This window comes from Stenotrophomonas sp. TWI273 (assembly GCF_039674765.1).
Classification (GTDB): Bacteria; Pseudomonadota; Gammaproteobacteria; order Xanthomonadales; family Xanthomonadaceae; genus Stenotrophomonas.
This window is the reverse complement of sequence record NZ_JBDJOA010000002.1, coordinates 1-23,417: the sequence shown is the minus strand read 5'-3', so window position 1 is coordinate 23,417 and position 23,417 is coordinate 1. Positions and strand designations below refer to the sequence as shown.

Annotated in this window: 23 protein-coding genes; 3 read left to right on the top strand and 20 right to left on the bottom strand. The window is 68.3% G+C overall.

Annotation, left to right across the window (positions count from 1 at the left end; genetic code table 11):
• Positions 1-6 precede the first annotated feature (6 nt).
• The 5 genes from bla to rpmB form a co-directional block, all read right to left on the bottom strand.
• Positions 7-1,008 (bottom strand): subclass B3 metallo-beta-lactamase, encoded by a 1,002-nt coding sequence (gene bla, locus ABE571_RS02540; RefSeq protein WP_346465648.1) that lies wholly within the window; start codon positions 1,006-1,008, stop codon positions 7-9.
• A 125-nt stretch (positions 1,009-1,133) separates the two neighbouring features.
• Positions 1,134-2,516, bottom strand: a complete 1,383-nt coding sequence (locus ABE571_RS02535) for an FAD/NAD(P)-binding protein (protein WP_346493127.1) — start codon at positions 2,514-2,516, stop codon at positions 1,134-1,136.
• A 54-nt stretch (positions 2,517-2,570) separates the two neighbouring features.
• The gene (cls, locus tag ABE571_RS02530; protein WP_313212587.1) at positions 2,571-3,989 is read right to left on the bottom strand and encodes a cardiolipin synthase; all 1,419 of its coding nucleotides are present in this window, start codon (positions 3,987-3,989) and stop codon (positions 2,571-2,573) included.
• Positions 3,990-4,144: 155 nt separating this feature from the next.
• Positions 4,145-4,312, bottom strand: coding sequence for a 50S ribosomal protein L33 (rpmG, locus tag ABE571_RS02525; RefSeq protein ID WP_172407465.1), 168 nt, complete (start codon positions 4,310-4,312; stop codon positions 4,145-4,147).
• 10 nt (positions 4,313-4,322) lie between these two features.
• The gene (gene rpmB / locus ABE571_RS02520; protein ID WP_019185625.1) at positions 4,323-4,559 is read right to left on the bottom strand and encodes a 50S ribosomal protein L28; all 237 of its coding nucleotides are present in this window, start codon (positions 4,557-4,559) and stop codon (positions 4,323-4,325) included.
• 306 nt (positions 4,560-4,865) lie between these two features.
• On the opposite strand from rpmB, the gene ABE571_RS02515 reads away from it, so the two are divergent.
• Positions 4,866-6,083 (top strand): glycosyltransferase, encoded by a 1,218-nt coding sequence (locus ABE571_RS02515; RefSeq protein WP_346465644.1) that lies wholly within the window; start codon positions 4,866-4,868, stop codon positions 6,081-6,083.
• A gap of 261 nt (positions 6,084-6,344) precedes the next feature.
• On the opposite strand, the gene ABE571_RS02510 is transcribed toward ABE571_RS02515, so the two are convergent.
• The 13 genes from ABE571_RS02510 to ABE571_RS02450 all read right to left on the bottom strand — a co-directional run bounded on the left by ABE571_RS02510 (position 6,345) and on the right by ABE571_RS02450 (position 20,075).
• Positions 6,345-9,518, bottom strand: coding sequence for a CusA/CzcA family heavy metal efflux RND transporter (locus tag ABE571_RS02510; protein ID WP_346493125.1), 3,174 nt, complete (start codon positions 9,516-9,518; stop codon positions 6,345-6,347).
• A 35-nt stretch (positions 9,519-9,553) separates the two neighbouring features.
• Positions 9,554-10,543, bottom strand: a complete 990-nt coding sequence (locus ABE571_RS02505; protein ID WP_313211903.1) for an efflux RND transporter periplasmic adaptor subunit — start codon at positions 10,541-10,543, stop codon at positions 9,554-9,556.
• Positions 10,540-11,820: a TolC family protein gene (locus ABE571_RS02500; RefSeq protein ID WP_346481574.1), complete on the bottom strand. Its 1,281-nt coding sequence runs from the start codon at positions 11,818-11,820 to the stop codon at positions 10,540-10,542. The genes ABE571_RS02505 and ABE571_RS02500 overlap by 4 nt, the downstream gene beginning before the upstream one ends.
• A 55-nt stretch (positions 11,821-11,875) precedes the next feature.
• On the bottom strand, positions 11,876-12,256 hold the full coding sequence (locus ABE571_RS02495; RefSeq protein WP_346493124.1) for a DUF2946 family protein: 381 nt from the start codon (positions 12,254-12,256) through the stop codon (positions 11,876-11,878).
• Between the two features lie 99 nt (positions 12,257-12,355).
• Positions 12,356-14,143: a DUF885 family protein gene (locus tag ABE571_RS02490; RefSeq protein ID WP_346482703.1), complete on the bottom strand. Its 1,788-nt coding sequence runs from the start codon at positions 14,141-14,143 to the stop codon at positions 12,356-12,358.
• A gap of 173 nt (positions 14,144-14,316) precedes the next feature.
• Positions 14,317-14,658, bottom strand: coding sequence for a lipid-A-disaccharide synthase N-terminal domain-containing protein (locus tag ABE571_RS02485; RefSeq protein ID WP_088432293.1), 342 nt, complete (start codon positions 14,656-14,658; stop codon positions 14,317-14,319).
• Positions 14,658-15,380, bottom strand: a complete 723-nt coding sequence (locus ABE571_RS02480) for a glycosyltransferase family 2 protein (protein ID WP_313211908.1) — start codon at positions 15,378-15,380, stop codon at positions 14,658-14,660. Before ABE571_RS02480 ends, ABE571_RS02485 begins: the two co-directional genes overlap by 1 nt.
• Positions 15,381-15,467: 87 nt before the next feature.
• Positions 15,468-16,433 carry an SDR family NAD(P)-dependent oxidoreductase gene (locus ABE571_RS02475; RefSeq protein WP_313211909.1) on the bottom strand — a complete coding sequence of 322 codons (966 nt, stop codon included), beginning with the start codon at positions 16,431-16,433 and terminating at the stop codon, positions 15,468-15,470.
• A gap of 87 nt (positions 16,434-16,520) precedes the next feature.
• Positions 16,521-16,829 (bottom strand): helix-hairpin-helix domain-containing protein, encoded by a 309-nt coding sequence (locus tag ABE571_RS02470; protein ID WP_019185615.1) that lies wholly within the window; start codon positions 16,827-16,829, stop codon positions 16,521-16,523.
• A 35-nt stretch (positions 16,830-16,864) separates the two neighbouring features.
• Positions 16,865-17,788: a ParB/RepB/Spo0J family partition protein gene (locus tag ABE571_RS02465; RefSeq protein WP_313211910.1), complete on the bottom strand. Its 924-nt coding sequence runs from the start codon at positions 17,786-17,788 to the stop codon at positions 16,865-16,867.
• Positions 17,788-18,585 carry a ParA family protein gene (locus ABE571_RS02460; RefSeq protein WP_019185613.1) on the bottom strand — a complete coding sequence of 266 codons (798 nt, stop codon included), beginning with the start codon at positions 18,583-18,585 and terminating at the stop codon, positions 17,788-17,790. The genes ABE571_RS02465 and ABE571_RS02460 overlap by 1 nt, the downstream gene beginning before the upstream one ends.
• 201 nt (positions 18,586-18,786) lie before the next feature.
• A complete protein-coding gene (gene rsmG, locus ABE571_RS02455; RefSeq protein WP_313211912.1) occupies positions 18,787-19,425 on the bottom strand; it encodes a 16S rRNA (guanine(527)-N(7))-methyltransferase RsmG in 639 nt (212 codons plus the stop codon).
• A 50-nt stretch (positions 19,426-19,475) separates the two neighbouring features.
• Entirely contained in the window at positions 19,476-20,075 is a 600-nt protein-coding gene (locus ABE571_RS02450; RefSeq protein ID WP_346493123.1) for a 4'-phosphopantetheinyl transferase superfamily protein, read from the bottom strand.
• 90 nt (positions 20,076-20,165) lie between these two features.
• Between ABE571_RS02450 and ABE571_RS02445 the strand changes: the two genes are divergently transcribed.
• A complete protein-coding gene (locus ABE571_RS02445; protein ID WP_123729793.1) occupies positions 20,166-20,417 on the top strand; it encodes a GlsB/YeaQ/YmgE family stress response membrane protein in 252 nt (83 codons plus the stop codon).
• A 63-nt stretch (positions 20,418-20,480) separates the two neighbouring features.
• Here the strand turns inward: ABE571_RS02445 and xth are convergent, their stop codons facing one another.
• On the bottom strand, positions 20,481-21,248 hold the full coding sequence (gene xth, locus ABE571_RS02440; protein WP_282262233.1) for an exodeoxyribonuclease III: 768 nt from the start codon (positions 21,246-21,248) through the stop codon (positions 20,481-20,483).
• Between the two features lie 258 nt (positions 21,249-21,506).
• Here xth and ABE571_RS02435 point away from each other — a divergent pair, with 258 nt between their 5' ends.
• A complete protein-coding gene (locus ABE571_RS02435; RefSeq protein ID WP_346482708.1) occupies positions 21,507-21,740 on the top strand; it encodes a hypothetical protein in 234 nt (77 codons plus the stop codon).
• A gap of 163 nt (positions 21,741-21,903) precedes the next feature.
• Here ABE571_RS02435 and ABE571_RS02430 read toward each other — a convergent pair whose 3' ends face one another.
• Positions 21,904-23,319 carry a coniferyl aldehyde dehydrogenase gene (locus ABE571_RS02430; RefSeq protein WP_346482709.1) on the bottom strand — a complete coding sequence of 472 codons (1,416 nt, stop codon included), beginning with the start codon at positions 23,317-23,319 and terminating at the stop codon, positions 21,904-21,906.
• Between the last annotated feature and the right edge of the window lie 98 nt (positions 23,320-23,417).

The window sequence follows — 23,417 nt, the reverse complement described above, 5'->3', positions numbered from 1 at the left end:
CCTGCGTCAGGGCGCGCGTCCGGCGGCTTCCTCGGCAAGCCGTGTGTCCAGCTGGGTGTGCCCCATCTGCGCGTAGCGACGGCAGGCGCCTGGCTGGACCAGCGGGGTGGCTGCGTCGCCCTGCAGACGGATGAACAGGTTGCTGCCCAGGGGATGCGGCGTCACATGCACGTCGCAGGGTAGCGCCGCCAGCGTATCCAGACCGCGCCGGAAGGCCTCCACCATCTGCGGGTGATCGAGATAGCGGTACTGGGCATCGGAGATCGCACTCACGCTGTCGGTGTAGGCGATGTCCAGGCAGCGCCCTGCCTCGCAGGACCGCCAGGTCCAACTGGTGCCGCCCGGCGCGTGGCCCGGGGTGGCATGGGCGGTCAGCGCCAGCGGACCGACGCGGACGACCTCGTCGTCGCCGATGGCCATGACCTCGGCCACCGCTGGAAATGCCGAGCCTTCCTCAAGGAACTGCGGATCGCTACGATCGCTCCGGCCGTTACGCAGGGTGGCCACAGCGGGCGAGCGTGCCAGCAGCGGTGCGCCGGTGGCCGCCTGCAGGTGCGCCAGGCCGGCGGCGTGATCGTAATGCTCGTGCGAGTTCAGCAGATACTTCACGTCCTGCGGATCGAAGCCAAGCGTGCGGATATTGGCCTCGATCAGGGGGCCGGCGGGCGTCGTGCCGCCATCGATCAGCACATGGCCCTGATCGGAGGTCACCAGCACCGCAGCCAGCCCACAGGTGCCGACATACCATGTGTTGCCGAAAATGCGCCGCGGCGGGGCGCGGTCGTTCCATCCCTCCATCACGCTGGCGCCCGCCGGGCAGGCGGGAATGTCGCGCAGTGCGGTGACGGCGACGGGCGCCGCGACCGTCGCATCGGTCGAGGCAGCGGGATCGACCGGGGCGTGGCGCTGGCAGGCGGCCAGAACCAGTGTTGCGCCCAGCACGACGAGCGGGCGCCATGGGGTCGTCGCCGTGACACGGGGGGCGGTCCTGTCGGGACGTAGCGTCATGGTCATTTCCTGTGAGAAAGACACGAGCCTAGTGCCGTCGTCATGCCGCCACCACCGAGCCGTTCGAGGGGAAGGCATGAGGTGTTTGTGTGCCTCGCGCACGGCCGCGAGGCACGGTGTCGCAGTCAGCCCACCGCGCGCAGCGCGGCCTGCTGGGCCTGCATCCGCAACTCGGGAATGGCCAGGCTTTCCCAGAGCGTGCCGATGCGCAGGCTGCCCACCACCAGCACGCGGGTCTGACGCTGGCCGTCGGCACCGAGCAGTTCGCCGTTCTCCACCGAGGTATCCAGCCCCAGCCCGTGCGGACCAGGCCGCGCATGCCCATCGGCCAGCAGCTGCTGGATCAGTGGATTGCGCATGCACAGCGCGCGGGTTTCCACGCCGGTGGCATTGATCACCGCGCTGACCGTCAGTGGCGGCAGGCCGCCGGCCGGGCCGTGCCCGTGCAGCTGCAGCCCGCCTTCCTGCACCAGCAGCGTGTCCAGCCGGGCGCGGTGGCGCTGCAGCTGGCCGCTGCGCTCCAGCTCGCTGACCTGGGCATGCACCGATTCGGCGATGCGGTGGCGGTGCACGTCCCAATGCCGCACCACGTGGCGCAGGAAACGACGCTGGTCGGCCTCGCCCAGGCTCAACCACAATGCCTGGCCCATCGGCCGGATGCGGTCCATGACGCTTTGCCAAGGGATGCCCTGCGCCACGGCGGCACGGGCCTGCCCACGCAGTTCACGCACGCGCTGACGCAGCGACATCGTCAACAAGGGCTGCGGATCGAAGGTGACCGCTGCGCCGTGCGCCTGTGGCAATGGCAGCAGCGCATGTCGCGACAGCACGAAGATGCGCCCGCGGTGTCCGGCGGCCGCCAGGGCCACCACGCTGTCGGCCATGCTCAGGCCCGAGCCGATGATGGCCAGATCGTCATCGCCGGCCAGCACGCGCACGCCGTCGTAATCCCAGGCCTCCACCGCCTGCGCCGGCGGCAGGGCATCGGCACCGGGCACCGGCAGTGGTCGCATGCTGTTGCCACAGGCCAGCACCACGCGCTGCGCGCGCCACACCACGTCGTCGTCGAGCCGCAACTGCACACCGTGTTCGGTCGGCTCCAGCGCGAACACTGGCTGCTCGACCACCTCCAGCACTGCCACGCTGCGCTCGCACGCCTGTTCCAGGCGCTCACGCAGGTAGGCGGCGTAATGGCGGCGCGGCACGAACTGGTCCGCCAGCACCTCGCGCGCCACATCGGCAATCGCCTGGCTGTCGATCAGGTAATCGAGGAAATCCGCAGGCTGATCGGGCAGCGCGCTCATCTTGCCGGCCGGCACGTTGAGCAGGTGCTCGGGCCAAGGCGTGGCGTAGGCGATGCCTTCGGCCAGCGCCGAAGCCGGCTCGAACAGCACGATGCGTGACGGTCGCGGAGCATGGCGCAGGGCCTGCAGTGCAACGAGGACGCCGGCAGCGCCGCCGCCGACGATGGCCAGATCACACTGGCGGTGGGTATCGGACGCAGTCATGCCTCGATTGTAGGCGATGCGCGTGGACCGGCCGTCCACGTGCGTCACAGCGGGCTACATCAAGGCATCGGCCAGCCGTGCGATGCCTTCGCGGCTGCGCTTCCACGCCGGCCGTTGGCGCCACGTCGCCAGATCGAGCTGACGGGACTGCTCGAGATAGTCGGCTTCGATCTGCGCCAGCTGCCGCACCATGCCGGGGTCATAACAGAGCATGCCGATCTCGGCATTGAGCGCGAACGAGCGGATATCCAGGTTGATCGAGCCGACCAGGGCAATGTCTTCATCGACGGTCAGGTGCTTGGCATGCAGGAAATGCGGTTCGTACAGCGCGATGCGCACCCCGCTGCGCAGCAGCTCATCGTAGTAGGCCTCCTGCGCCCAGGAGGTCAGCCGCTGGTTGGTGCTGGCCGACAGGATCAGCTGCACCTGCACGCCGGACAGCGCTGCGATGCGCAGCGCACTCAAGGTCGCTTCATCGGGAACGAAGTACGGCGTGACCAGCACGATGCGCCGGCGCGCCAGATGGATCAGCGCGTTCACCGCATCGCGCGCATTGCTGAAGGGGTATGCCGGGCCACTGGGCAGCAGCTGGGTCGGCACATCGGCCGAGCACACCGGCACGGCGGTGAGCACATCCAGGCGTTGCCCGGTTTCCATGTACCAGTCGCTGGCGAACACCGCTTCCAGGTGCGCCACCACCGGCCCGCGCACGCGCGCGACCAGCTCCTTGTTCGGGAACCCGGCGACGAACTGCGCGCGTGCCAGGTTCTGTGAGCCGATGTAGCCGACGCGGTTGTCGATCACCGCGATCTTGCGGTGGTTGCGCAGGTCCATGCGGCCACTGCGCCGCCAGCGCAGACCACCGGGCAGCATCGCGCGCACGTCGACACCGATCGCCTGCAGGCGATGGCGATAGTGGCGCAGCCCACGCTTGGCCCCGACTGCATCGAGCAGCACGCGGCAATGCACACCGCGCGCGGCCGCCCGCTGCAGCGCCTCCACGATGGCCTCGCCGACGGCATCGTCGAACATCAGGTAGTACAGCAGGTGCACGCGCTCACGGGCCTGGTCGATGTCTTCGATCAGGGCCTGCAGCGAGGCGTCATAGTCATTGAGCAGATCCACCGCGTTGCCGTGGATGGGCATGAAATCGCCCTGGCGCTCGATCAGCGGCACGATCTCGGCGGTGGCCGTCTCCGGCGGCGGCGTCCAGCGCAGCGGCGGCTGCAGCGCCTGCTCCTCGCGGATCACCTGGGAGGCCTCGGCCTGGCGCTGCACGCGCTGGCGCGACAGCCACGGGTGGCCGAACAGCAGATACAGCGGCAGCCCGAGCAGCGGCACGAAGCCGACCAGCAGCAGCCAGCTGCGCGCGGCACCGGGCGTGGTGCGGCTGGGAATCCACAACAGCGCGGCCAGCCGGATCAGCCAATCCAGCATCAACAACCACGAACCCAGCAGCCACTCGAACAGCATCGCGTCGCCCGTCGGGAGGGAAACGCATTCTGCCATGGGCCGCTGCATGCAACCGGTCGTGCCGGCCGCTGGCCGGCGCCACGTATCGCCGGCCCAACAAAAAAACCCGCCACGAGGGCGGGTTTTTCGTCGGGAAGCTCAAGAACCCTTGCGGATTACTTGATCTTGCCTTCCTTGTACAGGACGTGCTTGCGCACGACCGGATCGTACTTCAGGAATTCCATCTTCCCGGGGGTGTTCTTCTTGTTCTTGTCCGTCGTGTAGAAGTGGCCAGTGTTGGCCGTCGAAATCAGACGGATCTTATCGCGCTTGCCTGCCATGATCGTTTACTCCTCAGACCTTTTCGCCGCGCGAACGCAGCTCAGCCAGAACGGAGTCGATACCGTTCTTGTCGATGGTGCGCAGGGCATGCGCGGAAACACGAAGCTTGACCCAGCGGTTTTCGCTGGCAACCCAGAAGCGGCGCTCGTGCAGGTTGGGCAGGAAACGACGGCGGGTCTTGTTGTTGGCGTGCGAGACGTTGTTACCCGTCTGCACTCGCTTGCCGGAAACTTGGCATACGCGGGACATTGCGCACCTCGATAAAAGTAGTTGTCAGCCCATAGCCCGGGCGACGGCGGCCTCGACGGTTTCCCGCCACACGTCATGAGAATCAAAGGGTTACGCTGTCGAGGGCGGACCGGATGACGTGTTCCCGGCCGCCGATCCAGAGATTTCTGGACACAGCGAGCCGCGCATTATGCCGCAGGCCGGTGGCTGGCGCAAGTTGTCCACAGGGCCATGGTGGTCTGTCAGTGCCGGGACGGCCTCCCGTGTTCGCATCGCCACCCACGGGCGATGGCGATACTGGCCGCCCCTTTTCCCCTGGACCCCTCGATGCGGCTGCTGGCACTTACCTACGGCACCGAAGGCGACACCCGCCCGCTGGTCATGCTCTGCCACGGCCTGATGGCCGCCGGACACGAGGTCATGCTGCTGGCCGAGGGCGGCACCCTGGGCAGCGCGCGCGCCCTGGGCGTGCCGCACGCCGCGCTGGAAGGCGACATCCACGACGAGGTGGTGGCGCTGGTGTCGCGTGGCAACAACACGCTGGCCGCCTCGCGCGGACTGGCCCGGATGGCGCGCCGGCACGTGCCGGCGTGGACCCGGCAGGCCGATGCGGCTGCCGCCGGGTGCGATGCGGTGCTGACCGGTGGGCTGGCCGCCTTCGTGGGTATGACCGTGGCCGAGCGGCATGGCCTGCCCGCGATCGGGCTGGGCATGATCCCGCTGACGCCCACGGCCGCCTTCCCGTCCCCGTTCCTGCCCCGGCTGCCCCTGCCGGGTGTGCTTAACCGGCTCAGCTACGGGCTGGTCAACCAGGCGGTCTGGCGCACCTTCCGGCAGCCGATCAACCAGGCCCGGCACGCGCTGGGCATGTCGCCGCGACGCAGCCTCTGGCGCGACCTGCCGATGCTCTACGGCATCTCGCCCAGCCTGCTGCCGCAACCGGCGGACTGGCCCGCCAACCATCGCATCTGCGGCCAATGGCGCCTGCCGGACAGCCCCTGGCAACCACCGCCGGACCTGCAGGCCTTCCTCGATGCCGGGCCCGCCCCGGTGTACCTGGGCTTTGGCAGCATGACCGGCTTTGATCGCGACCGCGTGCTGCCAGCGCTGCTGGACGCCCTGGCACCCCGCCGGGTGCTGCTGTTCCCCGGTTGGGCGGGGCTGCCCAGCACCCCCCTGCCCGCCCGCGTGTTCGTGGTCGGGCCAACCCCACACGAGGCGCTGTTCCCGCGCTGCGCGCTGGTGATCCACCACGGCGGCAGCGGCACCACGCATTCGGCCTGCCGGGCCGGGGTGCCATCGCTGGTGATGCCGTTCGCGGCCGACCAGTTTTTCTGGGCGGCGCGGTTGCAGGCGTTGGGCGTGGCGCCGGCGGCGTTGTCGCCGAAGCGGTTGGATGCCAACACGCTGGCGCGGGCCATTGGCTTCGTCGAACACGCCGGAACGCGTGAACGGGCTGCTGCTCTGGGAAGGGCGATGGGCATGGAAACTGGCGTGGCCAAAGCAGCCGATCTAATCCAGCAATGGCTGGCAGGAAATCGATAAACGCCAAGTGGATGAGGCGGCCTCAAGGTGTGACCCCGCCATTTGACCGCCATGGCAACGGACTGCTGTAGTGGCCACACGACCCCGCCCTCGCCGTCGTCATTCAGTTGGCTAAACGGCTTGGGACGAAAAAACCGCCGAACGGCGGTTTTTTCATGTCAGTTGCCTCACTGGATCCAGACCGGGAAGAAGCCCATCGACAAGCCAGCGCATTGGTGAGGCAGCCAGGTCCGCACGTGGCATCACGTGCGGACCCACCCTTCAAACCGCGTCAGGCCCCTTCCGGTGCAACCACCGATACAGCACCGGCAGCACCAGCAACGTCAGCAGCGTGGACGAGAGGATGCCGCCGATCACCACGGTGGCCAACGGACGCTGCACCTCCGAGCCCGCACCAACATTGAAGGCCATCGGCACGAAGCCGAGCGAGGCCACCAGCGCGGTCATCAGGACCGGGCGCAGACGGCCCAAGGCACCTTCGCGCACCGCCTGCGGCAACGGCATGCCGTGCTCGCGCAGGCTGCGCACGAAGCTGATCATCACCAGGCCGTTGAGCACCGCCACACCGGACAGCGCGATGAAGCCCACGCCGGCCGAGATCGACAGCGGAATGCCCCGCAGGGCCAGCGCGAGCACGCCGCCGGTGAGCGCCAGCGGCACGCCACTGAACACGATGGCCGCATCCTTGACCGAGCCGAACGCCCAGAACAGCAGGGCGAAGATGATCGCCAGCGTCACCGGCACCACGATCGACAGGCGCTGGCTGGCCGAAATCAGCTGCTCGAAGCTGCCGCCGTATTCGATCCAGTAGCCGTTGGGCACCTGCACATCGCGCCCGATCGCCTGCTGCAGATCGCCGACAAATCCACCCAGGTCGCGGTCGCGCACGTTGGCGGTGACCACGATCCGGCGCTTGCCGTTCTCGCGGTTGATCTGGTTCGGCCCTTCGCTGTTGCTCAGCGTCGCCAGCTCACGCAGCGGTACGGTGCGTGCACTGCCGCTGGTCCAGCTGCCGGTGCGGCTGGACTCGTCGGCGTCGTCGGCCAGCGCCGTCTCCAGCGACACCGGCAGGTCCGCCAGTGCGGCCGGGTCCTGGCGCAGTGCTTCGGGCAGGCGCACCACGATGTCGAAGCGGCGGTCACCCTCGAACAACTGCCCTGCCACCTGCCCGCCCACGGCGGTGGCCACGGTCGATTGCACCTGGCCGGGATTCAAGCCATAGCCGGCCAACGCAGTGCGGTTGGGGGTGACAGTCAGCAGCGGCAGGCCGCTGGTTTCCTCCACCCGCACGTCGGCCGCGCCCGGCACCGTGCCGGCTACCGCGGCAATGCGCTTGCCGACCGACAGCAGCGTCTCCAGGTCATCGCCGAACAGCATCACCGCCACGTCGGCACGCACGCCGGAGATCAGTTCGTTGGTACGCATCTGGATCGGCTGGGTGAACTCGTAGTTGTTGCCGGGCAGCTGCTCCACCGCGTCTTCCAGCTCGGCCAGCAGCGCGGCACGCGATTTGCGTGGATCCGGCCAGGCCTTGCGCGGTTTCATCATGATGAAGGTATCGGCGACCGAGGGCGGCATCGGATCGGAGGCGACTTCCGGCGTGCCGATCTTGGAGAACACCTTGTCCACCTCGGCGAACTGCACCAGCCGGTTCTCGATCTGCTTCTGCATCTCGATCGACTGGGTCAGGCTGGTCCCGGGGATGCGCATGGCGTGCATGGCGACATCGCCTTCGTCCAGGTTTGGTACGAACTCGCTGCCCAGCCGCGTCGCCAGCAGACCACAACCGATCACCAGCACCAGCGCACCGGCGACCATCCAGCGGCCGCGCCGCAGGGCAAAGGCCAGCATCGGCTCGTAGCGCCGGCGCACCCAGGCCATCAGGCGGTTCTCCTTCTCCTGCACACGGCCACCGAGGAACAGCGCGATCGCGGCAGGCACGAAGGTCAGTGCCAGCACCATCGCACCGGTCAGGGCCAGCACCACGGTGATCGCCATCGGGTGGAACATTTTTCCTTCCACGCCGGTGAGCGCGAAGATCGGCAGGTACACCGCAGTGATGATGCCCAGCCCGAACAGGCTCGGGCGGATCACCTCGGCGGTGGCGCTGGCGGTTTCGGCGAAGCGTTCGTCGCGGGTCATGTCGCGGCCGAGCGCGTGCTGGCGTTCGCCGAAGCGGCGCAGGCAGTTCTCGATGATGATCACCGCCCCGTCGACGATCAGGCCGAAGTCCAGCGCGCCCAGACTCATCAGGTTCGCCGACACGCCACCGCGGGCCATGCCGGTCAGCGTGAACAGCATCGCCAGTGGAATCACCGCCGCGGTGATCAACGCCGCCCGGAAGTTGCCGAGCAGCAGGAACAGCACCACGATCACCAGCAAGGCGCCTTCGATCAGGTTCTTGGCGACCGTGGCGATGGTGCGGTCGACCAGCGCGGTGCGGTCGTAGCTGGCGGTGACGGTGACGCCCTCCGGCAGACTGGCCTGCGCCTGCTGCAGACGCGCCGCCGCGGCCTGGGCCACATCGCGGCTGTTGGCCCCGATCAGCATCACCACCGTGCCCATCACCACTTCATGGCCGTTCTGGGTGGCCGCGCCACTGCGCAGCTCCGGGCCGTCCTGCACCTGGGCGACGTCGTGCACGTGGATCGGCACGCCTTCACGGCGGGCCAGCACGATGTTGCCGATCTCCTCCAGGTTGGCGACCTGGCCGGGAATGCGGACCAGGAACTGCTGGCCGTTGCGTTCGATGTAGCCGGCGCCGACGTTCTGGTTGTTGGTCTCCACCGCCTGTGCCACGTCCTCCAACGTGAAGCCCAGCGCGCGCAGGCGGGCCGGGTCGGGGGTGATGTGCACCTGACGCTGGAAGCCACCGATGGTGTTGACCTCGGTCACGCCGGGCACGTTGCGCAGCTGCGGCCGGATCACCCAGTCCTGCAGGGTGCGCAGGTCGGTGGCGGTGTACGCCGTGCCATCGGCCTTGCGCGCCTTGGGATCGGCGTCGATGGTGTACATGAAGATCTCGCCGAGGCCGGTCGAGATCGGGCCCAGCTGCGGATCCAGGCCGTCGGGAATCTGCGATTTGACCTGCTGCAGGCGTTCGGCGACCTGCTGGCGGGCGAAGTAGATGTCGGTGCCGTCCTTGAAGACCACGGTCACCTGCGAGAGCCCGTAGCGCGACAGCGAGCGGGCCTGCTCCATCGCCGGCAGGCCGGCCATCACCGTCTCCACCGGGTAGGTGATGCGCTGTTCGGTTTCCAGCGGCGAGTAACCGGGGGCCGCGGTATTGATCTGCACCTGGACGTTGGTAATGTCCGGGGTGGCATCGATCGGCAGCTTGGTGAAGCTCCAGCTGCCGATGACGATCAGCACCAACGTCAGGGCCATCATCAACCAGCGATGGGCGATGGCGGCGCGGAGGATGCGCTCAAGCATGGGAGCGCCCTCCGTGTGCGGGGCGCGGCAACGCATCAATGTTCATGCGATGCCCCTGCCTTGCCGATGTCGGCCTTGACCACGTAGCTCTGCTCGACCACGACGTCTTCGCCGACGGCCAGGCCACTGAGCACTTCGACCTTGCCGGCATCGCGCGCCCCCAGGGTCACCGCACGCGCGGTGTAGGTGTCCCCTTCGCGCACGAACACCACGTCTTTGCCGTCCATCGTCTGCAGCGCGCTCAACGGCACCACCTGCGCGGCCGGCGTGGTGGCCACCACGATGCGCGCCTTGACGGCCGCACCGGGCCGCCATTGGCCGTCGTCGTTGCGCAGCGTGGCGCGCGCGACCGTGCTCTGGCTGGCGGTCGCGGTGCCGGGCAGCACGCGTTCCAGCGTGGTGGCCTGGCTGACGCCGTCGGTCATGCGTGACACGGTGACCGGCACGCCGGCGGTGATGTGCTGGGTGTCGTTGCCGAAGATATGCAGGTCCACCCACAACGTGGACAGATCACCGATCTCGAACAACGGCGTGCCCTCGCCTGCCACCCCACCGACCTGCGCCTGGCGCGCGAGCACCACGCCACCGATCGGTGCGGTCACGGTGTAGGTGGTGAGGCTGAGGTTGCTCTCGATGCTGGCCACTACCTGGCCGGCGCGCACGCGGTCGCCCACATTGGCGCGCAGCGAACGGATCGGGCCGGGAAAGCGCGCCATCACCTGGGCAACGCGGCCATCGACCGGGGTCAGCAGCCCCTGCACATCGTGTTCGTCGGCGATGGTGCCGGCGACGACAGGTGCCACCCGGATGCCCGCCTGCTCGGCCATGGCCGCGGCGATGGTGGTGCGTTCCGGGGCGTCGTGATCGTCGTGGTCATCGTCGTGCCCAGCCTCACCATGGCCGGCGTCCTCGTCGGCCGCGTTGGCCGGCGCCGCAGCGGGCTCAGCGCCGCCGCAGCCGGTGAGCGCCATCAGCGCGATCAACAGGCTGGCGGCCAGCGCGGTACGGGTCTGGGAAAGGGTCATCGGCGGTCCTCCGTGGACACGGTGTCGGTGGCGGCGACCATGCTCTGGCCGGTCAGGCGCTGGAGTTCGATCAGGGCGGTCTGTGCGGCGATGGCCGCGTCGAGCTGGCGCTGGCGTGCGTCGATCCGCATCGCCTGCAGCTGGGCCCATTCCATGTAACTGATCGCGCCGGCACGCCAGGCCTTCTCGGCAGCGTTCTCGGCACGCTGCAGCTGCGGCAGCACGTCGCGCGCCATGCGGGTCACTTCCAGCCGCGAGGTCAGGTAGCGGCCATGCGCTTCGGCGAGGGTGGCGTACAGCTGCAGCGCGCGCGCGTCGCGCTCCACGCTGTTGAGCGCCAGTTCGGCCTCGGCCGCACGGATCTCCGGGTCGGCACGGCGCACGCTGCCCAGCGGCAGGCTGAAACCGGCGACCAGGGAGGTGTCGCGGGTATCGCGCGAATTGCGCACGCCCACCTGCCAGCTGACATCGGGCCGTGCCTGGGTGCGGGCCAGCTGCACCTGCGCTTCGCGGATGCGACGCTCACCGGCCAGCACCGCCAGTTCCGGGGTGCGCTGCAGTTCCTCGGCGAGCACGGCGAAGTCCTGCAGCGCGGGCAGCTGCATGGGGTCGCCGGTGACCACGTCGAAACCGGGCTCACGCTGGCGCCACAGTGCGGACAGCGCCGCACGCGCGGACTGATCCATCTGCCGGGCGCGATCGCGGTCCAGCTCGGCCTGGGCCTGCATCGCCTGCGCGGTCAGCAGCACCGACTCGGGCGAGGCACCGGCCTGCAGGCGCAGTCGCGCGGCGGCGACGGCGCGCCGGCGCTGCTCGATATCGGTCTCGGCGATGCGCAGCTGCTGGCGCGCGTCGGTCACTGCCAGATAGCGGCGGGCGACCTCGGCCATCAGATCCAGCCGCGCGGTTTCGCGCTGCGGGGCCAGGCTGTCCAGATTGGCCTGGGCCACGGCGCGGCGGGCATCCAGCTTGCCGCCGCGTTCCAGCACGCCGGCCAGGGTGACGGTGACTTCGGCGGCATCGAAGCCACGGGTGTCACCGCTGCCGAGTGCGTTCTCCAGCTCCACGCCAAGGGTCAGCGGGGGCGACAGGCCGGCCGCGTCACGGCGGGCTTCCCACACCGGGCGCTGCGCCTGCGCCAGGCGCAGGTCGGGGTGGTACTGGGCGACGCGCGCGATGGCGTCGTCGAGGGTCAACGGTGCAGCAGGTGTCGTGCCCTGTGCGTACACGCACGGCACGAACGCAATGGCAGCCAAGGCTGCCAGACGCATCCACATGGGAGTCTCCAGAAAGCGATCAGAGGGCAAACGGCGGCCGCGCGGCCGCAGGGCATCAGATCGCTATCGGAGGACGCAGCAGGTTCTCGGGCGGTTGGGTGCGCAGTTGCGCGATCAACCCGGCAGGGACGCCGTGGCTGGGCGCGGCGGGCAGGCTCCAGGCCATCGCGGCCATCGGCAGCACGCCGCCGTGGCCATGGCAGTGGCCGCAATGCACCAGGGCATGCAGCCAGTCTTCGTTGCCGTCGTCATCGCCCGGTACATCGGCGGCGGCGTCATCCAGGCTGCCATGCACGTCGCTGCTGTCCGCATGCACGCTCAGGTGGATATCGACCAGGGCCGAGGCCAGCGAGCTGCCGAACACGCCCACACCGACCACCACCAGCATCAGCAGGCGGAGCAGCAGGGACGGACGCGGGCGGGCACGACGGAACATGGCCCGCAGGGTAGCCGGGCGTGAAGCCGTTACACAATCGCAGCCCGGCCGCTTGGTTCACGTTGGCCGGGGCCGGCGCGATGGCCGGCCCCGCGCACCTCAGCTGGCCGCAGCCTTGCGCTGGGCGATGAAGGCCTGGATCTGTTCCTCCAGGACCGGCAACGGCACCGAGCCCTGGCTGAGCACCGCGTCGTGGAAGGCCTTGACGTCGAAGCGGTCGCCCAGCTCCTGCTCGGCCTGCGCGCGCAGGCGCACGATCGCGATCTCTCCGAGCTTGTAGCTCAGCGCCTGGCCCGGCCAGGAAATGTAGCGATCCACTTCGGTGGTCACTTCGTGCTCGCTCAGCGCGGTGTGGTCGCGCAGGTAGGAAAGCGCCTGCTCGCGGGTCCAGCCCTTGTGGTGCACGCCGGTATCGATCACCAGGCGCGCGGCGCGCCACATTTCGTAGGTCAGGCGGCCGAAATCCTCGTACGGGGTTTCGTAGATGCCCATCTCCACGCCGAGCTTCTCGCAGTACAGGCCCCAGCCTTCGCCGTAGGCGGAGATGTAGTTGTTGCGGCGGAACGCGGGCTGCTCGCCCTGCTCTGCCGCCAGCGCGCCCTGCAGGGCATGGCCCGGATCGGACTCGTGCAGGGTCAGCGCGGGAAGGTTGTACAGCGGCCGCGCCGGCAGGTTGTAGGTGTTGAGCCAGTAGGTGCCCATGCCACCGCGGCCGGCGGTCCAGAACGGGGCGATGTCCGGCGGCACCGGCACGATGGTGAAGCGCGCACGCGGCAGCGTCATGTACTTGCCGATCACGCCATCCACGCGCTTGGAGATCCACGCCGCACGATGCAGCAGCTCATCCGGGGTCTTGGCGTAGAACTGCGGATCGGTACGCAGGAAGGTCAAGAACTCGGCGAAGCTGCCCTTGAACTCGACCTGCTGGATGATGCCGTTCATCTCGGCCTGGATACGTGCGACTTCCTTCAGGCCGATCTCGTGGATCTGCTGCGGGGTCAGGTCCAGCGTGGTGTATTCGTGGATCTGCTGCTTGTAGTACGCCTTGCCGCCCGGCATCGCCTCGGCGGCCAGGGTGGTGCGCGCCTGCGGGACGTACTCGCTGACGAAGAAGGTGCGCAACGTGCCGAACGCCGGCACCACGCTGCCGCCGATGGCCTGGCGCGCCTGTTCCTGCAGCTGCGCCTGCTCGGCGGCCGGGATGCTGGCCGGCAGCTTCTTGAATGGCGCGTACAGCGGCGACTGGGTCGGGTCCTTCAGTTCGGACACGGTGGCGATCGAGACCTCGCGGCCATCGAGCACTGCACGCGGCACGCTGAAGCCGCGCTTGAGGCCGGCACGCATGTTCTCGGTCTGCTGCTCGAAGTAGCGCGGCACATCGTTCAGGCGCGCGATGTAGTTGCGATAGTCCTGCACGGTCTTCATCTCGCGCCGGGCCATGAAGGACAGGTTGGACCAGAACGAGGAGTCCGCGTTGAACGGCATTTCGTAGGCGCGCAGGCGGACATCGGCAGCCAGGTTGAACACCTGGTCGCGGTAGATCGCGTAGTTGATGCGGTTCTCGGCCGAGAGTGCCTGGGTGTCGACCTTGTCCAGCTGGGCCAGGACGTCGTCCCAGACCTTCAACCGGCCCTGCTGCGCGGCGGCGCCGACATCGGGCATGCGGGTGGCGTTGGCCGGGCCGTCGCCGTCTTCGCTGGCTTCACCACCACCGGCTTCGCGCCAGGCCCATTCCTTCTCGTAGATGGCACGGAACTGCGCGTCGGCAGGGCTTTCAGTGGCCAGGCTGGCCGGGGCGGCAGCCGGGGCGGCCGGAGGCGCAGCCAGGGCAGTGCCGGCGGGAAGGGCCAGGGCGAGCAGCAGCGCAGCAACGAGCGGTGATTTCACGGTCAAGGGTTCCCGAGGGACGGCAAACCCCGATCATGGCACCCGGCGAAGGGGCTGCGCATGGATCAAAGGTCCTGCCCGCCCCGCGGGCAGGACCGGGGACCGGCCGCAGGCTGGGACCCCAGCGCCGAAGGCGCGAGGTAGCCACCGACCGTGGGTCGGTGGGCACGCCCTCAATGCGCTGCCTTGTCCCGCTTCCAACCACGGTGCGCGATATCCAGCTTCAGGCTGTACAACGCGGTGAAGGCCGGGAACAGGTTCTGCAGCACGCCCACCGAGTCCTGCTTGGCCGAGAACAGGAAGTAGCTCAGCGTCATCAGGCTGCCGACCACGCTCATGTACCAGAACAGGCGCGGGATCACCGGCTTGCCGGCGCGGCGCGAGGCAACGAACTGGACCAGCCAGCGCCCGCCGAACATCAGTGCGCCGGTGTAGCCGATCAGCTTCCAGCCGGTGACGTGCAGGCCGGTCCAGTACAGCCAGGTCAACGGCTGGTCGAGCCAGTGCAGTTCCATCAGCGTTCTTCCACGGCGGTGCGCTTGCTGCGCGTGATCAGCCAGGCGACCCCGCGCAGGTCGCGGATGCCGACCAGGGCGCGGCCGAGATTGTTGTACTTGGATACGCCCGCGGTGCGATGCCGATGATTGACCGGCACGCTGATGGTCTTCCAGCCGGCACGCTGCATCAGCGCCGGCAGGTAGCGGTGCATGTGGTCGAAATACGGCAGGTCCATGAACGCGGCACGCTCGAACAGCTTGATGCCGCAGCCGGTATCGGGCGTGTCGTCGCGCAGCATGCGCGCGCGGATCGCGTTGGCCCACTTGCTGGCCCAGCGCTTGCTGCCCGAATCCTGGCGATTGACGCGCCACCCAGCGAACAGCTTTACCTCGCTGGCGGCGGCAGCGCGCGCGGCGAGCAGCCCGGGGATGTCGGCCGGATCGTTCTGGCCGTCACCGTCCAGGGTGGCGATCCACGGCGCGCGCGCGTGCTTGACGCCGTTGCGCACCGCGGTGCTCTGCCCGCTCTGGGTGACATGGTGCAGCACCCGCAGTTCCGAGGTGGTGGCCTTCAGGGCCTGCAGCACCGCCAGGGTGTCGTCGCGCGAATGGTCGTCGACATAGACGATTTCGAACTCGATCCGTCCGCGCAGCGCGGTGGTGATCTCGTGGATCAGGGGCGTGACGTTGTCGCGTTCATTGAAGACCGGGACGACGACCGACAACTGGGGTTGGCTCATGGTCGGACTCTGCGAATGGCCAGGATCGAAAAAGAGCGCGCATTTTCCGCACCCGAGGTTATCCGAAGATGAATGGGTCCGCGTGTGTCAGGCGTGAGCACCGAAATAATCGCGGCACCAGGCCACCACCGGCGGCAGACCGCGCTCGATCGGCATGGCCGGCGCGTAGCCGAACGCGTCATGCGCCCGCGTGGTATCGGCCATGGTGCGGACCATGTCGCCCGGCTGCATCGGCTTGTAGACCTTCTGCGCTGGACGTCCGGCGGCGGCCTCGATGACACCGATGAAGTGCTCCAGCTCGATCGGCGTGTGATTGCCGAGATTGAAGACGCGATGCGGAACGACCTCGCTGGACGGATGCGCCAGCGCGCCGAGGATACCGTCCACGATGTCGGAGACATGTGTGAAGTCGCGCTGCATTTTTCCGTCGTTGAACACGTCGATCGGGCGGCCGGCCAGCACCGCGCGCGAGAACAGCAGCGGTGCCATGTCCGGGCGGCCCCACGGGCCATACACGGTGAAGAAGCGCAGGCCGGTGGCATGCAGGCCGAACAGCTGGGCGTAGGTGTAGGCCATCAGCTCGTTGGCGGCCTTGGTCGCGGCGTACAGCGAGCGCGGCTTGTCGATGCGCTGGTCTTCGGAGAACGGCGGGGTCGCCGAATCGCCGTACACCGAGCTGCTCGAGGCATACACCAGATGGGCCACGCCGCGATGGCGGCACAGCTCCAGCATGTTGACGAAGCCGGTCAGGTTGCTGTCGACGTAGGCATGCGGGTTCTCCAGCGAGTAACGCACGCCGGCCTGTGCGGCCAGATGGATGACCCGGGTCGGCTGGACCTCGTCGAACAGCGCGGCCAGGCCGTCGCGGTCGGTCAGGTCGAGCACGCGGATGTCGGCGTCCGGGCACAGCGCGGCCACGCGATCGCGCTTGATCTGCGGATCGTAGTAGTCGTTGTAGTTGTCCAGGCCGACGACGCGCTCACCGCGCGCGAGCAGGGCCTTGCAGGTGTTGGCACCGATGAAACCGGCTGCGCCGGTCACGAGAATCGTCATGGGGTCCGTCCGTCATACTTGCCACGTATCAATACAGTGCTTTCCCGGGACGCCCGCGTGGCGTTGCACACGTCCCGATGGTCCGCTTCACCAGAGGCTGAGCGGCGCTTCCTTGGCCAGGGTGGCCTTGCGTTCCTTGCTGAAATCCCACCACGGTCGCGGCGCTTCGCCCTGCATGAAACGCAGCACCGACAGAAATACATCGATCACACAGGGGTCGTGCATCACCCCGGTGCGCAGACACAGCTGCGCGTACATGTCGTAGGCATCGCGGCCGCGCAGATGCGCTGGCACGCGGATGCCGATCAGACGGAGATCTTTCTCACAGGCCGGCCCGACATTCGGCAGGTCGGTCAGACGCAACAGATGGTTGCGGTCGACCTTGGTGGGGTTCATTGGTTGGGGGAAATCCTCTGACGCCTGCGGGGGACTCAGCCCTTCTGTGCGCGAAGTCGGTCGAGCACGCCATCCAGCGTGTCCAGGTCGGTGTAATGGATGATCAGCTTGCCCTTGCCGCCACGGCCATGGGCAATCGCCACGCGGGCGCCCAGCGACTCGGACAACTCGGTTTCCAGCGACGCGATATCGGCCTGCGGCGCGGCGGCGGTGGGCTTCTTGCGCAGCGCGCCGGGCACTTTGCCAGCAGCGAACTGCTGCGCGCGGTGTTCCACTTCGCGCACCGACCAGCCCTGGTCGGCCGCTTCCTGGGCCAGCTTGCTGGCCAGTTCCGGCGCCAGGGTGAGCAGCGCGCGGGCATGGCCCATTTCCAGCCGGCGGGTTTCCAGCAGCAGGCGGATCGCGATCGGCAGCTCCAGCAGGCGCAGCAGGTTGGACACCGCCGCACGCGAGCGGCCAACGGCCTGGGCGGCCTCGGCATGGGTCAGGGCGAACTCGCTGATCAGCCGCTGCAGCGCTTCGGCTTCCTCAAGCGGGTTGAGGTCTTCGCGCTGGATGTTCTCGATCAGCGCCATCGCGATGACGGTGCGGTCTTCCAGCTCGCGCACCACCACCGGCACTTCGTCCAGGCCGGCCAGCTGCGAAGCGCGCCACCGGCGTTCGCCGGCCACGATCTCGAAACTGTCCGGGCCCAGCTGGCGGACCAGGATCGGCTGGATCACGCCCTGCGCCTTGATCGACTCGGCCAGCTCGGCAAGCTTGGTCTCGTCCATGTCGCGGCGCGGCTGGTACTTGCCCGGCTGCAGATGGCCGACCGGCAGCTTGCGCAGGCGTTCGCCCGGCAGCGGTTCAACCACGGCCGCCGCCTGCACCTGTGTCACCGCCCCCTTGGGCCCCAACAGCGCGTCGAGGCCGCGGCCGAGGCCGCGTTTCTTGCCGAGGGCAGGCTTGGTGCTCATCAGGCGGTCTCCATGGCCTTGTCGGCCTTCTTGCGTTGGTTGTTGCGACGGATGATCTCGCCGGCCAGGCCGAGATAGGCAACGCCACCGCGCGAGGCACGGTCGTACCCGACGATGCTCTGGCCATGGCTGGGTGCCTCGGCCAGGCGCACGTTGCGCGGCACGATGGTGCGGAACACCTGCTCGCCGAAGTGCTCGGTCAGCTCGGCCGACACGGCATTGGCCAGGTTGTTGCGCACATCGAACATGGTCCGCAGCACGCCCTCGATCTCCAGCGCGGGATTGAGGTTGGCACGCAGTGCTTCGATGGTTTCCACCAGCGCGCTCAGGCCTTCCAGCGCGTAGTACTCGCACTGCATCGGCACGATCACCGAATCGGCGGCGGCCAGTGCGTTGAGCGTCAGCAGCGACAGCGCCGGCGGGCAGTCGATCAGGATGTAGTCGTATTCGTCGCGGATAGGGGCCAGCGCGCGCTTGAGGCGCTGCTCGCGCTCGCTCTGGTCCATCAGCTGGATCTCGGCGGCGGTCAGGTCGATGTTGCCCGGGAGCAGGTCGAAGCCTTCCGGGGTCTTGACCCGGACCTCGGCCGCAGTGCTTTCGCCCAGCAGCAGATCACAGGTGGACGCGGCGACTTCACGCTTGTCCACGCCGCTGCCCATGGTCGCATTGCCTTGGGAATCGAGGTCGACAAGAAGCACGCGCTTGGGTGCAGCAGCCAGGGAGGCGGCCAGATTGACGGCGGTCGTGGTCTTGCCGACGCCACCTTTCTGGTTGGCGATGGCGATGATGCGGGCCATGCGGGTGAGCCTCATCGGCAGGGAGTGGGACTGGTCATTATGCGTATATGGGGCGTGTCATGCACTGTGAGATGCGCGGAAGGCACGCGCCGCAATACCGCAGCGACGCCCACGGGCATGCCGATGGCGCCGCGTGGGGCCACCGCAGGAGGGGGGCGGGACGACCGTGGGGCGGGCGATGCAGGCGGTGAGATCACCGGCTCACGGGCCGGTGACCACCACCAGATGGCGCTCGCCGGTCAATCCGGGGACGCTCAGCGGCACCACCTTCTCCACCGCCCAGCCGGCCGGCAGCTGCGCGATCTCGTCGTGCGGGTACACGCCTTTCATCGCCAACAGGCGGCCACCCGGGCGCAGCAGATGCCCACCGACCCGGATGATCCCGGCCAGGGTATCCATCGCGCGGGCGGTCAAATGGTCATAGGCGGCCGGTTCGGCCAGCGCCTCGGCGCGCGACTCGGCCACGCGGGCGTTGCCCAGGCCCAGCTGGCGCACAGCCTCGCGCATGAAGCGGGCCTTCTTGCCGTTGCTCTCGACCAGGGTCACCTGCAGCTGCGGGCGCGCGATCGCCAGCGGGATGCCCGGCAGCCCGGGGCCGGTACCCAGGTCGGCCAGGGTGCCGGTCTCCAGGTACGGCTGCATCGCCAGCGAATCGAGCAGATGGCGGGTGACCATCTCCAGCGGGTCGCGGATGGCGGTCAGGTTGTAGGTGCGGTTCCAGCGGTCGAGCAGGGTCAGGTAGGTCAGCAACGGCGGTGCCAGCGCGGCGTCCAGCTGCATGGCGGCCAGGCCGCGCTCAAGCGCATCGGCCACGCCGGCGGGGAGGGTGTGTTCTGTCATGGCACCATTATCGCAGGTCGGTAGAGCCGACCGTTGGTCGGCGCCCCATCTCACATCGCATGCCAGGCCAGCGCCGCGCGGAAATCATCGGCTGCCTGCCACTCATGCAGGTGCCAGCGCTCGGCCGGCCCCAGTTCCGGATCGCACCAGGCCAGATGCAGGCCACCGTCGATGCCGGGCGCGAGCTGCAGCCGGTGCAGACCGAAGGAGATGCCCTGCCCCTGCGCCTTCAACAGCGCTTCCTTGGCGCACCACACGCGGAAGAACCAATGGTTGCGGGCGTTCTCGTCCAGCGATTCCAGCCAGGCGATCTCGGCCGGGTGGAAGAAGCGCTGCACGATTTCCAGCATCCGTGGCCTCGGGCGCAGCGGCTCCAGGTCCACGCCGAGGCGGACGCCTTCACCGAGGGCGACCAGCAGCTGCCCATGGCTGTGGCTCCAGCCGGTCCCGATATGCGCCAACGGGCCATGCAGCTCTGGCCGGCCGCGCGGGTCGCGCTGCAACGGCACGTCCTCCGGCGCCCCGCCCAGCTGCTCGGCCAGCAGCACCCGGGCCTGGGGCTCGCCCCGGGTGCCCGGCACATGCGGCAGGCGCCAGACCGTGACCGGGCCGAAGCGCCAAGGGCCGTCCAGCGTCGCCGGCAAGGTCATGCCACGGCTCCGCCATCGCGGCTGCACGACGATTTCACAGGGTGTGCCGTCCACTGCAGGGGTTGCAACCGCACAGAGGGAGTCAACGTTATGGGCATCATCATCTGGTTGATCGTCGGCGGCATCGTGGGCTGGCTTGCCAGCATCATCATGAAGCGGGACGCGCAGCAAGGCATCATCCTCAACATCGTGGTCGGCATCGTCGGCGCATTGCTGGCCGGTTGGCTGTTCGGCGGTGGCATCAATGAAGCGATCACCATCCGCACGTTCCTGTTCTCGTTGATCGGCGCAGTGATCCTGCTCGCGATCGTGAATCTGTTTACGCGCAGGAACGTGCGGTAACGAACGCACGTACAAGGTTTGATCGACAAGGCCCGGCACTGCCGGGCCTTGTTGTTTCCGCGGTCAGCCCAACTGCACCCAGGCCGGGGCATGGTCGCTGGGGCGCTCCCAAGTGCGCGGCTCACGGTCGATGCCCGAGCCCAGCGCGCGCGCCTTGAGCGCGTCGGAGACCAGGGTCAGGTCGATGCGCAGGCCCAGGTTGCGCCGGAAGCCGGCCGCCCGGTAGTCCCACCAGCTGAACACGCCCTCTTCCTCGCTGTGCAGGCGGAAGGCATCGTGCAGGCCGAGCTGCAGCAGCTTGTTCAGGGCACCGCGCTCGGCGGTGGAGGTCAGGATGTGGTTCTCGTTCCAGACCAGCGGGTCGTGCACGTCGCGGGCATCGGGCGCGATGTTGAAGTCACCCATCACCACCAGCTCCGGGTACCTGGCCAGCTCGGCCTCGACCCAGGCATGCACGGCCTCCAGCCAGCGCAGCTTGTAGGCGTACTTGTCGGTGCCCACGTCCTGGCCGTTGACCACGTACAGGTTGATGATGCGCACGCCGTTGACGGTGCCGGCGATGGCGCGCTTCTGCTCATCCTCGAAGCCGGGGATGCCGATCTGCACGTCCTGCGCCGGTTCCCGCGAGAGCAGCGCGACGCCGTTGTAGGTCTTCTGCCCGGCAAACACGCTGCGGTAGCCCAGCCCGGCCAGCACCGCGTCGGGGAACTTGTGGTCCTCCATCTTGGTTTCCTGGATGCCGACCACGTCCGGCGCGAACGCCGTGAGCCATTGTTCCAGGTGCGGCAGGCGCACGTTGAGCGAGTTGACGTTCCAGGAGGCGATTTTCATGCGCGCCATTCTACCGGTAGCCACCGACCGTTGGTCGGTGGAGCCGGTAGTGCCGGCCGCTGGCCGGCAGCCTCTCGCGTCCGGGCACGCAGATTTTTGCCGCACGCCTGCGTCTCCCGCTAGGCTCTGGCCCACCCCCGCTAGCGCAGATATCCCATGAACGCAGATGCCTTCGTAGCAAAATGGTACGCGGAGAAAGCGAACCTGCTCGCCATGGCATGGACCCCAGGCACGGCGTGCGCAGCAAGGATTGCCGCGATGGACCTGTCGTCCGAGCAGACCCAGCTGTTGCGGGAGATGCTCGACGTCTTCGCCACCGACACCCTCTACACCCTGCTGCTCGGGTTGGATGGCAGCGCCGCGCTGGGCGGCGACCAGCGCCACTACACCCTGCTGGACGAGGACGGTTCGGTGATTGCCGAGGAAGGCGATCTTGAAGCTGCGGCCTATGCGTGGTTCCACGAAGGCCGATCGTCACAGCCGGGGCGTTGATCGTTCTTTTCTCAACGTCAAGCTCGAGCAGGCCCGATGCTTAGGCACGGCCGCGTGAGCCGAATAGACGTGGTAATCGGCTCACCAGCGCATCGGTTCGATTTTTTGCGCGGGACCCGGGCAGCCGAGCAAGTCTCGACGTTACCGTGCAACACGCTAAGGTTCACCGCACCATCATCTTCAACATCCCGGCGATCTTCGAATACGGCGGCTTGAGCAGATCGCTGGCGGCCCAGCGCGACTGCCACAGGATCGGCAGCTGCTTGCTCATCGCATCGAATCCGGCGCGCGCGTGGTACGCGCCCATGCCACTCGGGCCAACACCGCCGAACGGCAGCCCATTGACCGCGAAATGCAGCAGCGTGTCGTTGACGGTGACGCCGCCGGCCACGACCTGCGCCAGCACCCGTTCTACCTGCACACGTTCGTGACTGAAGATGTACAGCGCCAACGGGCGGTCACGGGACTGCACCGCCGCGATGGCGGCGTCCAGATCCGGATACGCGCAGACCGGCAGGATCGGACCGAAGATCTCCTCGCGCATCAGGGCCAGATCGGCCGGCGGATCGAGCACGATGGTCGGCACGATCAGCCGCTCGCGCTGCGCACGCTCGGGATCGACCGTCGCCAGTTCGATCACCGGCACGCCCCGCGCGCGGGCTTCATCGAGATAGCCACGCAGGCGCTGGTACTGGCCGTCGTGGATGATCCGGGTGTAATCGGCGGTGTCACTGAAATCGCCATAGCGCGCCTGCACCTGGGTCTGCAGCTGCTGCACCAGCTCGCGCTGGCGATGGCCGTCGATCAGCACGTAGTCCGGCGCGATGCAGGTCTGGCCGGCATTGAAGAACTTGCCGGTGGCCAGGCGCGCCGCCGCCTTCTCCAGCGGGTAGTCGCTGCAGACAATGGCGGGGGATTTGCCGCCCAGTTCCAGCGTGAGCGGGGTCAGGTGCTCGGCAGCGGCCGCCATGACCTTGCGGCCGATGGTGGTGGAGCCAGTGAACACCAGGTGATCCAGCGGCGAGCCGGCCAGGGCGCTGGCGAGGTCTCCATCGCCCTGCACGACCGCCACGCGATCGGAGGGGAAAACCTCGGCCAGCAGGGCCTGCAGGAAGGCGCTGGTGTGCGGCGTGTGCTCGGACGGCTTGAGGATCACGTGGTTGCCGGCGGCGATCGCGGTCGCCAGCGGAATCAGGGCCAGGTTGACCGGGTAGTTCCACGGCGAGATCACCCCGACCACGCCCAGCGGCACCGGCCGGGTCTGCGCGCGCGCCGGCCAGAACCGCCAGCCGACACCGACCCGGCGCGGCCGCATCCAGCCGCGCAGATGGCCGCACAGATGATCGATGTCGCCGAGCACGGTCATGCCATCGGCGATCAGCGATTCGTGGGTGGAGCGGTGGCCGAAGTCGGCCGAGATCGCCGCGGCCATTTCCGGCAGGCGCGCCTTGAGGGCCGCGCGCAGGCGCTGCAGGTCATCGCGGCGCTGTTCCAGCGTCGGGCGATTGGCCTGCCAGGCGGTGCGCAGGGCGTGCAGGATCGCGGGAAGCGCGGCGGGATCGGTGTGGGCATCGCTCATGGCCCGACTATAACGGCAGGCTGCGTGAGAGCGGGTCAGGGTAGTGGGGGGGGGGGGGGGGGGGGCGGGCCCCCCGGCAGCGACCGGGGGGGAGGGAC

Bases quoted from the DNA above. Each gene is read 5' to 3' on its own strand.
- bla (WP_346465648.1), bottom strand. From the start codon at position 1,008: ATGACGCTACGTCCCGACAGGACCGCCCCCCGTGTCACGGCGACGACC.
- ABE571_RS02535 (WP_346493127.1), bottom strand. From the start codon at position 2,516: ATGACTGCGTCCGATACCCACCGCCAGTGTGATCTGGCCATCGTCGGC.
- cls (WP_313212587.1), bottom strand. From the start codon at position 3,989: ATGCTGTTCGAGTGGCTGCTGGGTTCGTGGTTGTTGATGCTGGATTGG.
- rpmB (WP_019185625.1), bottom strand. From the start codon at position 4,559: ATGTCCCGCGTATGCCAAGTTTCCGGCAAGCGAGTGCAGACGGGTAAC.
- ABE571_RS02515 (WP_346465644.1), top strand. From the start codon at position 4,866: ATGCGGCTGCTGGCACTTACCTACGGCACCGAAGGCGACACCCGCCCG.
- ABE571_RS02510 (WP_346493125.1), bottom strand. From the start codon at position 9,518: ATGCTTGAGCGCATCCTCCGCGCCGCCATCGCCCATCGCTGGTTGATG.
- ABE571_RS02505 (WP_313211903.1), bottom strand. From the start codon at position 10,543: ATGACCCTTTCCCAGACCCGTACCGCGCTGGCCGCCAGCCTGTTGATC.
- ABE571_RS02500 (WP_346481574.1), bottom strand. From the start codon at position 11,820: ATGTGGATGCGTCTGGCAGCCTTGGCTGCCATTGCGTTCGTGCCGTGC.
- ABE571_RS02495 (WP_346493124.1), bottom strand. From the start codon at position 12,256: ATGTTCCGTCGTGCCCGCCCGCGTCCGTCCCTGCTGCTCCGCCTGCTG.
- ABE571_RS02485 (WP_088432293.1), bottom strand. From the start codon at position 14,658: ATGGAACTGCACTGGCTCGACCAGCCGTTGACCTGGCTGTACTGGACC.
- ABE571_RS02480 (WP_313211908.1), bottom strand. From the start codon at position 15,380: ATGAGCCAACCCCAGTTGTCGGTCGTCGTCCCGGTCTTCAATGAACGC.
- ABE571_RS02475 (WP_313211909.1), bottom strand. From the start codon at position 16,433: ATGACGATTCTCGTGACCGGCGCAGCCGGTTTCATCGGTGCCAACACC.
- ABE571_RS02470 (WP_019185615.1), bottom strand. From the start codon at position 16,829: ATGAACCCCACCAAGGTCGACCGCAACCATCTGTTGCGTCTGACCGAC.
- ABE571_RS02465 (WP_313211910.1), bottom strand. From the start codon at position 17,788: ATGAGCACCAAGCCTGCCCTCGGCAAGAAACGCGGCCTCGGCCGCGGC.
- ABE571_RS02460 (WP_019185613.1), bottom strand. From the start codon at position 18,585: ATGGCCCGCATCATCGCCATCGCCAACCAGAAAGGTGGCGTCGGCAAG.
- rsmG (WP_313211912.1), bottom strand. From the start codon at position 19,425: ATGACAGAACACACCCTCCCCGCCGGCGTGGCCGATGCGCTTGAGCGC.
- ABE571_RS02450 (WP_346493123.1), bottom strand. From the start codon at position 20,075: ATGACCTTGCCGGCGACGCTGGACGGCCCTTGGCGCTTCGGCCCGGTC.
- ABE571_RS02445 (WP_123729793.1), top strand. From the start codon at position 20,166: ATGGGCATCATCATCTGGTTGATCGTCGGCGGCATCGTGGGCTGGCTT.
- xth (WP_282262233.1), bottom strand. From the start codon at position 21,248: ATGAAAATCGCCTCCTGGAACGTCAACTCGCTCAACGTGCGCCTGCCG.
- ABE571_RS02435 (WP_346482708.1), top strand. From the start codon at position 21,507: ATGGACCTGTCGTCCGAGCAGACCCAGCTGTTGCGGGAGATGCTCGAC.
- ABE571_RS02430 (WP_346482709.1), bottom strand. From the start codon at position 23,319: ATGAGCGATGCCCACACCGATCCCGCCGCGCTTCCCGCGATCCTGCAC.